This is a genomic window from Burkholderia sp. BCC0398, from assembly GCF_902833245.1.
Classification (GTDB): Bacteria; Pseudomonadota; Gammaproteobacteria; order Burkholderiales; family Burkholderiaceae; genus Burkholderia; species Burkholderia sola.
On the sequence record NZ_CADFEM010000002.1, the window covers coordinates 267,170 to 281,540 of the forward strand.

Consider the following 14,371-nt stretch of genomic DNA (forward strand, 5'->3'; position numbering starts at 1 on the left):
GAAAAGGGGCGCGATGGCCCGTGTTGACGGCGGCACGCTCGTGCCGCCTGGATCCCGGACTGTGCGAAAGCACGTATTGAAAGGTGCCGGGACACCCAATTTCTACACCGCAGAAATAATTCTACAGTGTAGAATAAGCTTTCGTCAAGTTTACAGCCGGTGCCGTGCCGGCGTGCCAGCCTGCGTCGATGAAAGACAAACCCGCCCAGGGGCCGCGCGGCCTCGACAAGGACGCGCTCGTCGCGGCCGCGCTCGCGCTGCTCGAAGACGTCGGCGAAGCCGCGTTCAGCGTGCGCAAGCTCGCGCAATCGGTCGGCTGCGACCCGATGAGCGTGCTGTATCACTTCAAGTCGAAGGACGGCCTGAGCCGCGCGATCGCGAATGCGCTGTCGCGCTCGCTCGTGCCGGTCGATCCGTCACTGCCGTGGCGCGAACGGCTGCGCGACCTCGCGCGCCAGTACCGCGCGCTCGCGCTGCGCTACCCGGCCGCATTCGCGCTGCTGCAGCGGCACATGAGCACCGGCCCGGCCGACCTCGCGCACATCGAGGCCGTGCATCGCGCGCTGACCGACGCCGGCATCCCGCGCGCGGCGCTGCCGTCGGTATGCGTCGGCTGGTACGCGAGCGTGATCGGGCTGGCCGCTGCCGAAGCGGGCGGCCTCACACGGCCCGCGAACGACGTCGAGCTCGCGGAAATGCACGCGCTGTCCGACGCCGCGCATCCGCTCGTCAAGTCGGCCGCGCCGCTCTATGCGCAGCTCGATCCGGCGGCCGTCCATGACACGATGCTCGACGTGCTGCTTGACGGCATAGCCCAACGCTCGCGCACGGCCTGACCGGCGTCCACCCCGCCAACGAAAAAAGCGCCCGAAGGCGCCTTTTCGATGACGATGGCCGCGAACCGCGCTCAGTGCTGATGCGCGAGGCCGATCTTCAGCATGACCTGATCGACGATCTGCTCGGGCGTCAGCTCGATGCTGACCTCGATCGCCTCGTCCGGGCCCGGCTCCTCGAGCGTGTCGAGCTGGCTCTTCAGCAGCGACGGATCGAAGAAATGGCCGGTGCGGCTCTTCAGGCGTTCCTGCAGCACCTCGAACGACCCCTTCAGATACACGAACCGCACGTCGGTGTCGGTGCCGCGCAGCACGTCGCGGTACGACCGCTTCAGCGACGAGCACGTGAACACGGCGGTTTCGCCCGCGTGCTGCTTTTCCTCGATGGCCGCGCGGATCGTGCGCAGCCACGGCCAGCGGTCTTCATCGGTCAGCGGAATGCCGTGGTGCATCTTTTCCTTGTTGGCCGCGCTGTGAAACGCGTCGCCATCGGTATAGCTGCACGACAGGCGTTCCGCCAGCATTTCGCCGATTCGCGACTTGCCCGCGCCCGACACGCCCATTGCGATCAGAATCATTGACTACCCCTTGTTACAGAACCACGCTCAGCAACAGCGTAAAGCTCAGACCGAGCACCGAGATGATGGTTTCAAGCAGCGACCAGGTCTTGAACGTCTGGCCGACCGTCATCCCGAAATATTCCTTGATCAGCCAGAAGCCGCCGTCGTTCACGTGCGAGAAGATCAGCGAGCCCGAGCCCGTCGCGAGCACCAGCAGCTCAGGCCGGACCGCCGCGCCCGACGCCGCCGCGATCGGTGCGACGATGCCGCAGGCCGTCGTCATCGCGACCGTCGCCGAACCCGTCGCGAGACGCATCAGCGCCGCGACGAACCACCCGAGCAGCAGCGGCGACAGATGCGCGTGCTTCGCGGTCTCGACGATCTGTTGCGAGATCCCGCTGTCGCGCAGGACGCCGCCGAAGCCGCCGCCCGCGCCGACGATCAGCGTGATGCCGGCGATCGGCGCCAGGCACTCGCCGCAGAATTTCTGGATCTGGTCGCGGTTGAAGCCCTGCTTCGCGCCGAAGGTCCAGAAGCTCACGAGCACGGCGATCAGCAGCGCGACGTCCGAGTTGCCGGCAAAACGCAGCAGGTTGTTCGGCAGCGACTTCGGCGTGAACACGAGGTCGGCCCAGCTGCCGACGAGCATCAGCACGACGGGCAGCAGGATCGTGAACAGCGTGATGCCGAAGCTCGGCAGTTCGCGCTTGCCGCCGTCCGTGCGCGAATCGACGAATTGCGATGCGAGCGGGTTGTTTTCCGGCAGCTTCACGAACTTCGAGATCATCAGCGCGAACAGCGGGCCCGCGATGATCGCGGTCGGCACGCCGACGACGAGGCCGAACGCGATCGTCTTGCCGATATCGGCGCCGTATTGCTGGACGGCCAGCAGCGCGGCCGGATGCGGCGGGATCAGCCCGTGCACCACCGACAGGCCGGCCACCATCGGCAGGCCGACGACGAGCAGCGACTTGCCGGTGCGCTTCGCGACGTTGAACGCGATCGGGATCAGCAGCACGAAGCCGACTTCGAAGAACACCGGCAGGCCGACGATGATCGCGACGAACATCATCGCCCAGTGGATGTTCTTTTCACCGAACCAGTCGATCAGCGTGGTCGCGATCCGCTCGGCGCCGCCCGATTCGGCCATCATCTTGCCGAGCATCGTGCCGAGGCCGACGACGATCGCGATGTGGCCGAGCGTGCCGCCGGTACCGGTTTCGAACGACTTGACGATCTTGTCCATCGGCATGCCGACGACGAGGCCGAGGCCGAGCGAAACGATGATCAGCACCAGGAACGGGTAGATCTTGTAGCGCGCGATCATCAGGATCAGCGCGGCAATCGCGATCAGCGTGAATACGAGCAGCATGCTGCCTTGGACGGCCCCCATGTGGCACTCCTCCTAGAATTGTTCGAACCGGGCGAGTCGTTGCGAGTATGCCCGGCTATGCAGGTCTCCGAAACACGGGGGTACCCCCCCGTCAGGACGCTGAATTTTACTTATCTTTGCGATCCGCGAATAGAACCGGTTCCATCAGCAAAAACCCTCGGTAAAACAAGCACTAACGCTTGCTTTCCGAGGGCCAAACCGTCATTTGGCACAAGTCTTAACGGGGAAGCTGGCTCGCCGCTTGCGCGAGGCGCGTGACTTCGGCCCAATCCTGCGCGGCGAGCGCGGCCTTCGGCGTGAGCCACGAGCCGCCGACGCACACGACGTTCGGCAGTTTCAGGAAGTTCGGCGCGGTATCGACCGTGATGCCGCCCGTCGGGCAGAACTTCAGCGCCGGGAACGGGCCGTGGAACGCCTGCAGCATCGGCACGCCGCCCGCCTGCTGCGCGGGGAAGAACTTCACGATGTCGTAGCCGAATTCGAGTGCCTGGATGATGTCGCTCGGCGTCATCACGCCCGGCAGCAGCGGCAGGCCCGCGTCGAGCGACGCGAGGTGCAGCTCCTTCGTCAGGCCCGGCGACACGCCGAACGTCGCGCCCGCGCGCTTCGCCTGCGCGCAGTGCTCGGGCTTCGTGATCGTGCCCACGCCGACGACGATGTCGTCCGCGAGCTGGCTCGCGCGCTGGATCGCCTCGAGGCCCGCCGGCGTGCGCAGCGTGATCTCGAGCACCTTCACGCCGCCCGCGTGCAATGCGCGCGACACGTTTTCGCCCTGCTCGACCGAGTCGAATGCGAGCACCGGAATGACCGGGCCCAGCTTCACGATTTCAGCAATCGTCTTCATTGAATTGGCTCCTAGAAATTCATGCGGCGACGCTGGCGGCCGTTTCGCCGACCAGCGTCCCGAAAACCGATGCGCCCTGCTCGGCCGGCGCGGCCGCCGCGCGAAACACGCCGAACAGTTCGCGGCCGAAGCCGACTTCGTTCTCGGCCTGGTGCTGCGGCTGCGCGACCGGGCGCGCGTGCCATTCGGCGTCGTCGACCTCGATGTCGAGCACGCCGGCTTCCGCGTCGATCACGAGCATGTCGCCCGTCTTCACCTTGCCGATCGGGCCGGCCAGCAGCGCCTCCGGCGACACGTGGATCACGGCCGGCACCTTGCCCGACGCGCCCGACATGCGGCCGTCGGTGACCAGCGCGACGTGGAAGCCCTGATCCTGCAGCACGCCGAGCAGCGGCGTCAAACGGTGCAGTTCGGGCATGCCGTTCGCGCGCGCGCCCTGGAAGCGCACCACCGCGACGAAGTCGCGCTTCAGCTCGCCGCGATCGAACGCGGCCTGCACGGCTTCCTGCGAGTCGAACACGATCGCCGGCGCCTTCACCTTGCGGTGCTCGGGCGCGACCGCCGAGATCTTGATCACGCCGCGGCCGAGCCGGCCCTGCATCAGGCGCAGGCCGCCGTCCGGCTGGAACGGGTCGCGAATGCCGCGCAGCACCTTCGTGTCGTGGCTCTCGGCCGCGCCGTCGACCCACGTCAGCTTGCCGTCGATCAGCTTCGGCTCCTTCGTGTAGTGCGCAAGCCCCTTGCCGGCGACCGTCGTCACGTCCTCGTGCAGCAGCCCGCCTTCGAGCAGGTTGCGCACCAGGAACGCGACACCGCCCGCCGCGTGGAAATGGTTCACGTCGGCCTTGCCGTTCGGGTAGATCTTCGCGAGCAGCGGCACGACTGCCGACAGCTCGTCGAAATCGTTCCAGTCGATCAGGATGCCGGCCGCGCGCGCGATCGCGACGAGGTGCAGCGTGTGGTTGGTCGAGCCGCCCGTCGCGAGCAGCGCGACGATCCCGTTGACGATCGCCTTTTCGTCGATCACATGGCCGATCGGCGTGTACTGGCCGCGCTCGACGGTCAGGTCGAGCACGCGGCGCGCGGCCTCGGCCGTCAGCGCGGTGCGCAGCGGCGTGTGCGGATGAACGAATGCCGAGCCCGGCAGGTGCAGCCCCATCAGCTCCATCAGCATCTGGTTGCTGTTCGCGGTGCCGTAGAACGTGCAGGTGCCGTGGCCGTGATACGCGGCCGATTCGGCTTCGAGCAGCGCGTCGCGGCCGACCTGGCCGGTCGCGAACTGCTGGCGGATCTTCGCCTTGTCGTCGTTCGACAGGCCGCTCGTCATCGGGCCGGCCGGCACGAAGATCGTCGGCAGATGGCCGAACTGCAGCGCGCCGATCAAGAGGCCCGGCACGATCTTGTCGCAGATGCCGAGGCAGAGCGCGGCATCGAACATGTTGTGCGTGAGCGCGATCGCCGTGCCCATCGCGATCGCCTCGCGCGAGAACAGCGACAGCTCCATCCCCGGGTTGCCCTGCGTGACGCCGTCGCACATCGCCGGCACGCCGCCCGCGAACTGCGCGACCCCGCCGTTCTCGCGCGCGGCCGCCTTGATGATCTCGGGGAAATCCTTGTACGGCGCGTGCGCGGACAGCATCTCGTTGTACGAGGACACGATGCCGATGTTCGGCTCGCGAATCGCCTTGATCGAGAACTTGTCGTTACCCTCGAGGCCCGCGAAGCCGTGCGCGAGGTTCGCGCACGACAGCGCGCCGCGTGCCGGGAACTTGCCTTGCGCGCCGTCGATGCGCTGCAGATAGGCGGAACGGGTCGATTGGCTGCGGGCGATCACGCGTTCGGTGACCTTCGCCAGAGTGGGGTGCAGCGACGTCATGCTGGGCGCTCCTGTATGCCGGCCGACACCGGCGGTTGGAATCGTGGGGACGGTCGAGCTTCGTCGATCGAACGAAGCAAGTCTAGTAGAAAAACTACAAGCACGCAATGCGGATCGGTTGGCTCGCAACCCTTATTCCCGCCACCAGCAAGGCGTTAATCAGTGAAAACCCTAATTCCCCTTGCTGGACTAGCATCCGAACCATTGCAATTGCGCTAGTATTTTCATGTAGATTTTCTACAATTGGAGTGCGATACACTCGCTCATCCGAACCCGATTTCCACGTGCCGTCCCATGCTGCCTCGCATTGAAGCGATCCGCGCCGAGTTGCGCCCGTCCGAGCGCAAGCTCGCCGACTACATCCTCGCCGCGCCGCGCGAGGTGCTCGACCTCGCGATGACCGAGCTGTCGACCCGCGCGGGCGTCAGCCAGCCGACCATCGCGCGCTTCTGCCAGGCGCTCGGCTGCAGCGGCTTCCGCGAATTCAAGATCCGGCTCGCGCAGAGCGTCGCGCCGGGCGTGTCGTCGGTGTACCGCGACGTCGAGCCCGACGAGCCGGCGCCCGGCATCATCGGCAAGGTGTTCGACCGCACGATCGGCGCGCTGATCGAGGTGCGCAACAGCCTGTCGGCGGGCAGCGTCGCCGACGCGATCGCGCTGCTGTCGAACGCGTCGCGCATCGAGTTCTACGGCGCCGGCGGCTCGGGCATCGCCGCGCAGGACATCCAGCACAAGTTCTTCCGGCTCGGCGTGCCGAGCGTCGCGTATTCGGACCCGCACACGTTCTCGATGTCGTCGGCGCTGCTCGGCCCGCACGACGTCGTCGTCGCGATCTCGAACACCGGCCGCACGCGCGACATCGTCGACGCCGCGCGCTCCGCGCTCGCATGCGGCGCGAAAGTCGTCGCGATCACGCAGAGCCATTCGCCGCTCGCGAAGCTCGCGACGGTCAGCCTCGCGTCGAACGTCGCCGAGGAAACGGACGTGTTCTCGCCGATGACGTCGCGGATGTCGCATCTCGCGATCGGCGACATCCTCGCGGTCGGCGTCGCGCTGTCGCGCGGGCCGGCGCTGATGGAGCGCGTCGGCCGCGCGAAGGAAGCGATCACGCGACGCCGGATCGACGACCCGACGAAGGACTAGTCGTCGCGGAACGCCGAGCGTAAACGAACGACGGCGCCCCGAGGGGCGCCGTTGCGCATGATTCGGCGGCGACGGACTCGCCGGCCGCGCCGCTCAGAACGGTTTGATCACGACCAGCGCGACCGCCGCGAGCATGCCGAGCACCGGCAGCTCGTTGAATACGCGATACCACCTGTCGGTGCGGCGGTTCTCGCCTCGCTCGAACACTTTCAGCAGATGCCCGCAATACGCGTGATAGACGATCAGCAGCAACACGACCGTCACCTTCGCATGGATCCAGCCCTGCCCCTGGCCGATGCCGATCACGAGCCACAGCCACAGCCCGCACGCGAGCGCCGGCACCGCGATCATCGTCATGAAACGGAACAGCTTGCGCGCCATCAGCAGCAGGCGCCGCACCGCGGCCGGATCGGTCTCCATGGCCAGGTTCACGTAGATGCGCGGCAGGTAGAACAGCCCCGCGAACCACGCGGCGATCAGAACGATATGGAACGTCTTGACCCAGAGCATTGCCATCGATTGTGCGCCTCGCGGTTGACTTACTGACGACCTTCGCCGTGCCCGAGCACGACGTACTTCAGCGACGTCAGCCCTTCCAGGCCGACGGGGCCGCGTGCGTGCAGCTTGTCGTTCGAGATGCCGATTTCCGCGCCGAGGCCGAATTCGAAACCGTCCGCGAAGCGTGTCGACGCGTTGACCATCACGCTCGCCGAATCGACTTCGCGCAGGAAGCGCATCGCGCGGTCGTGATCCTCGGTGACGATCGCATCCGTGTGATGCGAGCCGTAATGGTTGATGTGCTCGATCGCGGCGTCGAGCCCGTCGACGACCTTGATCGCAAGCACCGGCGCCAGATATTCGGTGTGCCAGTCTTCTTCGGTCGCGTCGACGAGCGGGCCGACGCCCGCATCGGCGAGCACCGCGCGCGCGGCCGCGTCGACGCGCAGTTCGACCTGCTTGTCGCGATACAGCTTGCCGAGCGGCGGCAGCAGCTTCGCGGCGATGCCGCTCGACACGAGCAGCGTCTCCATCGTGTTGCAGGTGCCGTAGCGGTGCGTCTTCGCGTTGTCGCAGACGGTCAGCGCCTTGTCGAGATCGGCGCGATCGTCGACGTACACGTGGCAGATGCCGTCGAGGTGCTTGATCATCGGCACGCGTGCCTCGTTGATCAGCCGTTCGATCAGGCTCTTGCCGCCGCGCGGCACGATCACGTCGACGAATTCGGTCATCGTGATCAGCTTGCCGACCGCCGCGCGATCGGCCGTCGCGACGACCTGCACCGCGTCCTGAGGGAGGCCTGCCGCCTCGAGCCCTTCGCCGATCAGCTTCGCGAGCGCCGCGTTCGACTCGAGCGCTTCGGAGCCGCCGCGCAGGATCGTCGCGTTGCCCGACTTCAGGCACAGCGCGGCCGCGTCGATCGTCACGTTCGGGCGCGATTCGTAGATGATGCCGATCACGCCGAGCGGCACGCGCATCTGGCCGACCTGGATCCCGCTCGGGCGGAACTTCAGGTTGCCGATCTCGCCGATCGGATCGGCCAGCGACGCAACCTGACGCAGCCCTTCGACCATCGTGTTCAACGCCTTGTCCGACAGCGTCAGGCGGTCGACGAACGCCGCATCGAGCCCCTTTTCACGGGCGCGGGCGACGTCGCGTGCATTCGCGTCCTTCAGCGCCTGCGCGTCGCGTTCGATCGCGCGGGCCACGGCGTCGAGCGCCGCGTTCTTCGCGGCCGTGCTGGCGCGCGCCATCGCGCGGGAGGCGTGCCGGGCGCGACGGCCCAGGTCGGTCATGTACTGATCGATATCCATCGTGTGACTCGAGAAGCGAGCCGCGCGGAGCGGCATGAATTCGTGGGGGAAGCGGGGACGGCCATGCGGAGACGGCTATCCGGGACGACCATCCGGGCGGGGTAACGGCCGCAAGACCGCGCCGCGCAGGGCGGCGCCCCGGTCATCGAAGCATTGTAAGCGGGTTGCGCAGCGCGCGCTGAAGGCCCGAACGGGACTTAGCGTCGCACGCGACCCGCGGTCGGCGGTCGCTCGCCGCGGGCGCCCGCGACCGTCATCGCGAGCTGGAACAGCCCGTCCCACGGGTCGGGCGGCGGTTCGTCCTGCGTGCGGCGGCCCGGCGTGACAGCCGTGAGCCCCTTGACCTGCCGGTCGAGCTTCGCGGCGAACGCGAGCGCCTTTTCGAGCACCGCTTCCGACACGCGGTTCAGCGCGGGCGCGATCAGCCGCTCGCGCGGCCCCCACACGCGGTTCTCACGCAGCAGCGTCGCGAGCGGCTTGCCGGCCGTCGTGCCGCGCTTGATCCGCAGCAGCGTGCGCAGTTCCTCAACGACGGCCCACATCACGAGTACGATCGCCTCCCCCTCGCCCTTCAGCCCGTCGATCATCCGCGCGAGCCGCGCGGCGTCGCCGGCGAGCATCGCTTCGTTGAGCTTGAACACATCGTAGCGCGCGACGTTCAACACCGCGTCGTGCACCTGCTCGAACGACAGCGCGCCTTGCGGATACAGCAGCCCGAGCTTCTGGATTTCCTGGTGCGCGGCGAGCAGGTTGCCCTCGACGCGCTCCGCGATGAACTGCAGCGCGCGGCGCCCGTCGTCGCCGGACGCGACGCGCTGGCCCTGCATCGACAGGCGCTGGCCGATCCAGTTCGGCAGTTGCGCGCGGTCGACCGGATCGATCTTCAGCGCGACGCCGCCGTTCTGCAGCGCGGTAAACCACGCGGATTTCTGCGTGGCCGCGTCGAGGCGCGGCAACGTGACGAGCATCAGCGCATCGGGATTGGGCGTGGCCGCGAGCATCTTCAGCGCATCGGCGCCTTCCTTGCCGGGCTTGCCCGACGGAATGCGCAGCTCGATCAGCTGGCGCTCGCCGAACAGCGACATTGCCTGGGTCGCGCCGAGCAGCACGCTCCAGTCGAAGCCGCGCTCGACCGTATGCACCGAACGCTCGGTGAAGCCGGCCGCGCGCGCGGCCGCACGAATGCGGTCGCACGCTTCCTGCGCGAGCAGCGGCTCGTCGCCGTAGACGGTATAGAGCCCGGCCAACCCCTTCGCGAGGTGCGGCTCCAGCGCATCAAGTCGCAATTGCATCGCTGCGTGCGCCCGCGATCAGAGCGGCGGCGGCGGCAGCGGCGCGCGCGGCGCCACGCCCGGCACCACGTCCTCCGGCGCCGGCGTCAGCGAATGGACGATCGCGAGACGCCGCATCAACTGGTCGACCGCGTCGTTCTGCATGTCGCCGTACAGGATGTCGGCTTCCTGCGCCTTCGCGTTCGTGTACTGGTCGCTGTACGTCATCGCGCGGTTCAGCGCGATCGCGCTCGGCGGGATCAGCACGGTGCCGTCCTTGCTCGTCAGCGTGTAGTTCAGCGTGTAGAACAGCGCGTATTCCTGCGCGGAGCCGTACTTGTTGAGCGTCAGCGTGTTCTGGCCACGCGACTCCCACATGCGCAGCACGGCGTCGGCGTCGTCCGGCGACTTGACGATCTTCGTGTCGCTGCCGGCCTCGACGAGGCGCGTGAGCCGCGCCCCGACGGACGCCGGCGCACCGGCCACGAACAGGTGCTTGAACGCGTAGTCCTGCTGGCCGCGCAACTGGAAACCGCATGCCGACAGCACGACCGCGCTGCCGACGAGCATCAAAAACGATCTGCGGATCACCTTCGCTCCTTCTGGGTACGTCCGACGGCCGGCGGCCGTCAGACGACGATGTTCACGAGGCGGCCCGGCACGACGACGATCTTCTTCGCCGGCTTGCCGTCGCTGAATTTCGCGAATGCCTCGTCGGCCACCGCCGCTGCTTCGATCGCGTCGCGGCTCGCGTCCTTCGCGACCTTCAGCGCGCCGCGCACCTTGCCGTTCACCTGCAGCACGAGTTCGATCTCGGCCTGCTCGAGTGCGGCCTCGTCGACCTTCGGCCACGGTGCATCGAGCAGCGGGCCGAATTCGTCCGCGTAGCCGAGCGCCTTCCACAGCTCGAACGTGACGTGCGGCACGACCGGGTACAACACGCGCAGCAGCACGCCGTACGTCTCGCGCAGCACGGCGGGCGTCGCGCCCTTCGCGCCGTCGATCGCGTTCAGCATCTTCATCGCGGCCGACACGACCGTGTTGTACTGCAGGCGCTGGTAGTCGAAGTCGGCCTGCTTCAGCACGCTGTAGATCTCGCGGCGCAGCGCCTTGTCGGCGTCGCCGAGCGTCGCCGCGTCGAAACCGGCGCGGGCGGCAAGCGCTTCACGATTGCCGGCGCCGAAGCTCCATACGCGGCGCAGGAAGCGGCTCGCGCCTTCAACGCCCGCGCCCGACCACTCGAGCTGCTGCTCCGGCGGCGCGGCGAACATCGTGAACAGGCGCGCGGTATCGGCGCCGTACTGGTCGATCAGCAGCTGCGGATCGACGCCGTTGTTCTTCGACTTCGACATCTTCTCGATGCCGCCGAGCACGACCGGCTGACCGTCCGCATTCAGCGTCGCGCCGACCGGGCGACCCTTGTCGTCGTGCGTGACCGTCACGTCGAGCGGGTTGTACCAGGTCTTCTTGCCCGCCGCGTCCTCGCGGTAGTACGTCTCGTTCAGCACCATCCCCTGCGTGAGCAGGTTCTTCGCCGGCTCGCCGAACTTCACGAGGCCGAGATCGCGCATCACCTTGGTCCAGAAGCGCGAATACAGCAGGTGCAGGATCGCGTGCTCGATGCCGCCGATGTATTGATCCATCGGCATCCAGTAATCGGTGCGCGCGTCGACCATCGTCTCGGCGTCCGGCGCCGTGTAGCGCGAGAAGTACCACGACGAATCGACGAAGGTATCCATCGTGTCGGTTTCGCGCTTCGCGGCCGCGCCGCACTTCGGGCACGTGCAGTTCAGGAACGCTTCGGACTTCGCGAGCGGGTTGCCCGAGCCGTCCGGCACGAGGTCTTCCGGCAGCACGACGGGCAGGTCCTGCTCCGGCACCGGCACGTCGCCGCACGACGGGCAGTGGATGATCGGGATCGGCGTGCCCCAGTAGCGCTGGCGCGACACGCCCCAGTCGCGCAGGCGCCACGTGACCTGCTTGTCGCCGAAGCCGCCGGCGTTCAGGTCGGCCGCGACCGCGTCGACCGCGTCCGCGTAGCGCAGGCCGTCGTACTTGCCGCTGTTCACGCAGACCGCGGTGTCCTTGTCGCCGTACCACTCCTGCCATGCGTCGAGCGAGTACGTCTGCCCTTCGCTCGCGATCACCTGCTTGATCGGCAAATCGTATTTCTTCGCGAACGCGAAATCGCGCTCGTCGTGGCCCGGCACGCCCATCACCGCGCCTTCGCCATAGCTCATCAGCACGTAGTTGCCGATCCACACCTCGACCGGCTCGCCGGTCAGCGGGTGCTTGACCGAGAAGCCGGTCGCAACGCCCTTCTTCTCCATCGTCGCGACGTCGGCTTCGGCCACGCCGCCGCGCTTGCATTCCTCGATGAACGCGAGCAGTTCCGGCTTGTCCTGCGCGAGGCGCGTGGCGAGCGGGTGCTCGGCCGCGATCGCGCAGAACGTGACGCCCATGATCGTGTCGGCGCGCGTCGTGAACACGCGCAGCAGCTTCTGCTCGCCGTCGAGTTCGTACGGGAAACCGAAGTTCACGCCGAAGCTCTTGCCGATCCAGTTCTGCTGCATGATCTTCACGCGCTCGGGCCAGCCGAGGCCGTCGAGATCGTTCAGCAGCTCATCCGCGTACTGCGTGATGCGCAGGTAGTACATCGGGATCTCGCGCTTCTCGACGAGCGCGCCCGAGCGCCAGCCGCGGCCGTCGATCACCTGCTCGTTCGCGAGCACGGTCTGGTCGACCGGGTCCCAGTTCACGGTGCCCGTCTTCTTGTACGCGATGCCCTTCTCGAGCATCTTCAGGAACAGCCACTGGTTCCACTTGTAGTACTCGGGCTTGCACGTCGCGATTTCGCGCGACCAGTCGATCGCGAGGCCCATCGACTGCATCTGGCCCTTCATGTAGTCGATGTTGTCGTAGGTCCACTTCGCGGGCGGCACGCCGTTCGCCATCGCGGCGTTCTCGGCCGGCATCCCGAACGCATCCCAGCCCATCGGCATCAGCGTGTTGTAGCCGTTCATCCGCAGATAGCGGTACATCACGTCGTTGATCGTGTAGTTGCGCACGTGACCCATGTGCAGCTTGCCGGACGGGTACGGCAGCATCGACACGCAGTAGAACTTCGGCTTCTGCGAATCTTCCCTCGTCTTGTAGGCATCGGCTGCGCGCCAGTCGCCCTGGGCGGCGGCTTCGACGTCGGCGGGTACGTATCTCTCGTGCATGGTGTGGTTCGGGCTAGGCTTTAAGCGGCGCGACGGCTCGCGCGCAGGATTGGATCGAAAATCGTGCGTACCCGGCGCGGGAACGGGCTGACCGGTTCCGGGCCGGGAAAAACGTCGATTATACCGCCCGGGCGGGCCCGCACGGCCGGTCTCGCGGGCTAGGGCCTGTTCACGCTAATAACGGGCTTGCGCTGGCCCCGCGAATGAATTTTTCCAAACAGCGGAACGTGCCTTTGCGCCCGCAGGGCGGCGTATCAGGGTTTCGCGCCCGCGGCGGCCGGCGCGGCGGCGCTCCCGGCCGGCGGCACGTCGGTCACGAAGCCGATCCGCGTGAGGCCCGCGGCCTGCGCGGCGCCCATCACCTGCGCGATCACGTCGTAGCGCGTCGCGCGCGACGCGCGCAGCCGCAACTCGGGCGGCGCGGCGCCCGCGGCGGCGGCCCGGAACCGCGCGGGCAGCGCGTCGAGCGCCACGGGCGCGTCGTCCCAGTAGAGCTTGCCCGCGTCGTCGATCGACAGCGTGACGGATTGCGGCGTGTCGCGCGCGACGCTCGCCGCGACCTTCGGCAGGTCGAGCCGGATCGCGTGCGTCATCAGCGGCGCGGTGATGATGAAGATGACGAGCAGCACGAGCATCACGTCGATCAGCGGCGTCATGTTGATCTCCGCCATCGGCGCGGACGTCTTGTGGTGCTCGAGCCCGCCGAATGCCATGGTCGTTCCTCCGGAGCCGGCGCGTCAGGCGCCCTGCGCGCACACGAATACGTGCAGATCGCGTGCGAAGCCGTCGAGTTCCTCGGCGAGCTGCCGGACGAGCCGGCCGAGGATGTTGTACGCGAGCACCGCGGGAATCGCGACGACCAGCCCGAACGCGGTCATGATCAGCGCCTCGCCGACCGGCCCCGCGACGTTCTCGATCTGCGCCTGCCCGCTCGCGGCGATGCTGCCGAGCGCGTGATAGATGCCCCACACGGTGCCGAGCAGCCCGACGAACGGCGCGGTGCTGCCGATCGACGCGAGCAGCACCTGGCCGAATTCGAGGCGCCGCTGCGAGCGCAGCATCGCATGACGCAACGCGCGCAGCACGCGTTCGCCGCGCTCGACGCGCGCGGCCAGCGCGGCCGGGTCGTGGTCGTCGGCCGCGTCGCGCGCGGCTTCCGCGAGCGGCACGAACACGCGCTCGCGATCGGCGCCGGCCAGCGCGGCGATGCCGGCATCGAGCGATGGCGCGCGCCAGAACGCGGCGAGCGCGCGCGGCCCCTGCCGCTTCGCGCGGACCAGGAGCCAGGCTTTCATCAAGAGGAAGCACCAGCTGGCGACGGACATCGCCAGCAGCACATAGGAGACGGCGTGCGTGATCGCATCGCCGCTTTCGAGGTAGTGGACAACGCCGGTGGGAATCGCCATCGGAGTTTCC

13 protein-coding genes are annotated in these 14,371 nt (G+C 67.6%); 2 read left to right on the forward strand and 11 right to left on the reverse strand.

Features of this window, described 5'->3' with window-relative positions; translation table 11 throughout:
- The first annotated feature begins 188 nt into the window (after window positions 1-188).
- A complete protein-coding gene (locus HWX76_RS05055) occupies window positions 189-836 on the forward strand; it encodes a TetR/AcrR family transcriptional regulator C-terminal domain-containing protein (RefSeq protein ID WP_050013820.1) in 648 nt (215 codons plus the stop codon).
- 71 nt (window positions 837-907) lie between these two features.
- On the opposite strand, the gene HWX76_RS05060 is transcribed toward HWX76_RS05055, so the two are convergent.
- From HWX76_RS05060 to edd, 4 genes are all read right to left on the reverse strand, one after another.
- Complete coding sequence (locus HWX76_RS05060) at window positions 908-1,411, reverse strand: gluconokinase (protein ID WP_050013821.1); 504 nt, start codon at window positions 1,409-1,411, stop codon at window positions 908-910.
- A gap of 13 nt (window positions 1,412-1,424) precedes the next feature.
- On the reverse strand, window positions 1,425-2,786 hold the full coding sequence (locus HWX76_RS05065) for a GntP family permease (RefSeq protein ID WP_050013822.1): 1,362 nt from the start codon (window positions 2,784-2,786) through the stop codon (window positions 1,425-1,427).
- 217 nt (window positions 2,787-3,003) lie between these two features.
- Window positions 3,004-3,630 (reverse strand): bifunctional 4-hydroxy-2-oxoglutarate aldolase/2-dehydro-3-deoxy-phosphogluconate aldolase, encoded by a 627-nt coding sequence (gene eda, locus HWX76_RS05070; RefSeq protein ID WP_006483410.1) that lies wholly within the window; start codon window positions 3,628-3,630, stop codon window positions 3,004-3,006.
- 19 nt (window positions 3,631-3,649) lie between these two features.
- Complete coding sequence (gene edd, locus HWX76_RS05075; protein ID WP_050013823.1) at window positions 3,650-5,506, reverse strand: phosphogluconate dehydratase; 1,857 nt, start codon at window positions 5,504-5,506, stop codon at window positions 3,650-3,652.
- A gap of 294 nt (window positions 5,507-5,800) precedes the next feature.
- On the opposite strand from edd, the gene HWX76_RS05080 reads away from it, so the two are divergent.
- A complete protein-coding gene (locus HWX76_RS05080) occupies window positions 5,801-6,649 on the forward strand; it encodes a MurR/RpiR family transcriptional regulator (RefSeq protein WP_050013824.1) in 849 nt (282 codons plus the stop codon).
- A gap of 93 nt (window positions 6,650-6,742) precedes the next feature.
- Here the strand turns inward: HWX76_RS05080 and HWX76_RS05085 are convergent, their stop codons facing one another.
- From HWX76_RS05085 to HWX76_RS05115, 7 genes are all read right to left on the reverse strand, one after another.
- Window positions 6,743-7,165: a CopD family protein gene (locus HWX76_RS05085; RefSeq protein WP_089488167.1), complete on the reverse strand. Its 423-nt coding sequence runs from the start codon at window positions 7,163-7,165 to the stop codon at window positions 6,743-6,745.
- A gap of 23 nt (window positions 7,166-7,188) precedes the next feature.
- A complete protein-coding gene (locus tag HWX76_RS05090) occupies window positions 7,189-8,460 on the reverse strand; it encodes a glutamate-5-semialdehyde dehydrogenase (RefSeq protein WP_124555623.1) in 1,272 nt (423 codons plus the stop codon).
- Between the two features lie 197 nt (window positions 8,461-8,657).
- Window positions 8,658-9,752 carry a DNA polymerase III subunit delta gene (holA, locus tag HWX76_RS05095; protein WP_050013827.1) on the reverse strand — a complete coding sequence of 365 codons (1,095 nt, stop codon included), beginning with the start codon at window positions 9,750-9,752 and terminating at the stop codon, window positions 8,658-8,660.
- An 18-nt stretch (window positions 9,753-9,770) separates the two neighbouring features.
- Window positions 9,771-10,322, reverse strand: a complete 552-nt coding sequence (gene lptE, locus HWX76_RS05100) for an LPS assembly lipoprotein LptE (protein ID WP_050013828.1) — start codon at window positions 10,320-10,322, stop codon at window positions 9,771-9,773.
- Between the two features lie 38 nt (window positions 10,323-10,360).
- Window positions 10,361-12,955, reverse strand: coding sequence for a leucine--tRNA ligase (gene leuS, locus HWX76_RS05105; RefSeq protein ID WP_089488166.1), 2,595 nt, complete (start codon window positions 12,953-12,955; stop codon window positions 10,361-10,363).
- Between the two features lie 254 nt (window positions 12,956-13,209).
- Window positions 13,210-13,668, reverse strand: coding sequence for a biopolymer transporter ExbD (locus HWX76_RS05110; protein ID WP_050013830.1), 459 nt, complete (start codon window positions 13,666-13,668; stop codon window positions 13,210-13,212).
- A 24-nt stretch (window positions 13,669-13,692) separates the two neighbouring features.
- Window positions 13,693-14,361 (reverse strand): MotA/TolQ/ExbB proton channel family protein, encoded by a 669-nt coding sequence (locus HWX76_RS05115; RefSeq protein WP_069616766.1) that lies wholly within the window; start codon window positions 14,359-14,361, stop codon window positions 13,693-13,695.
- Window positions 14,362-14,371: the final 10 nt, after the last annotated feature.

Coding starts and splice junctions, on each gene's coding strand:
- HWX76_RS05055 (WP_050013820.1), top strand. CDS start 189: ATGAAAGACAAACCCGCCCAGGGGCCGCGCGGCCTCGACAAGGACGCG.
- HWX76_RS05060 (WP_050013821.1), bottom strand. CDS start 1,411: ATGATTCTGATCGCAATGGGCGTGTCGGGCGCGGGCAAGTCGCGAATC.
- HWX76_RS05065 (WP_050013822.1), bottom strand. CDS start 2,786: ATGGGGGCCGTCCAAGGCAGCATGCTGCTCGTATTCACGCTGATCGCG.
- eda (WP_006483410.1), bottom strand. CDS start 3,630: ATGAAGACGATTGCTGAAATCGTGAAGCTGGGCCCGGTCATTCCGGTG.
- edd (WP_050013823.1), bottom strand. CDS start 5,506: ATGACGTCGCTGCACCCCACTCTGGCGAAGGTCACCGAACGCGTGATC.
- HWX76_RS05080 (WP_050013824.1), top strand. CDS start 5,801: ATGCTGCCTCGCATTGAAGCGATCCGCGCCGAGTTGCGCCCGTCCGAG.
- HWX76_RS05085 (WP_089488167.1), bottom strand. CDS start 7,165: ATGGCAATGCTCTGGGTCAAGACGTTCCATATCGTTCTGATCGCCGCG.
- HWX76_RS05090 (WP_124555623.1), bottom strand. CDS start 8,460: ATGGATATCGATCAGTACATGACCGACCTGGGCCGTCGCGCCCGGCAC.
- holA (WP_050013827.1), bottom strand. CDS start 9,752: ATGCAATTGCGACTTGATGCGCTGGAGCCGCACCTCGCGAAGGGGTTG.
- leuS (WP_089488166.1), bottom strand. CDS start 12,955: ATGCACGAGAGATACGTACCCGCCGACGTCGAAGCCGCCGCCCAGGGC.
- HWX76_RS05110 (WP_050013830.1), bottom strand. CDS start 13,668: ATGGCATTCGGCGGGCTCGAGCACCACAAGACGTCCGCGCCGATGGCG.
- HWX76_RS05115 (WP_069616766.1), bottom strand. CDS start 14,361: ATGGCGATTCCCACCGGCGTTGTCCACTACCTCGAAAGCGGCGATGCG.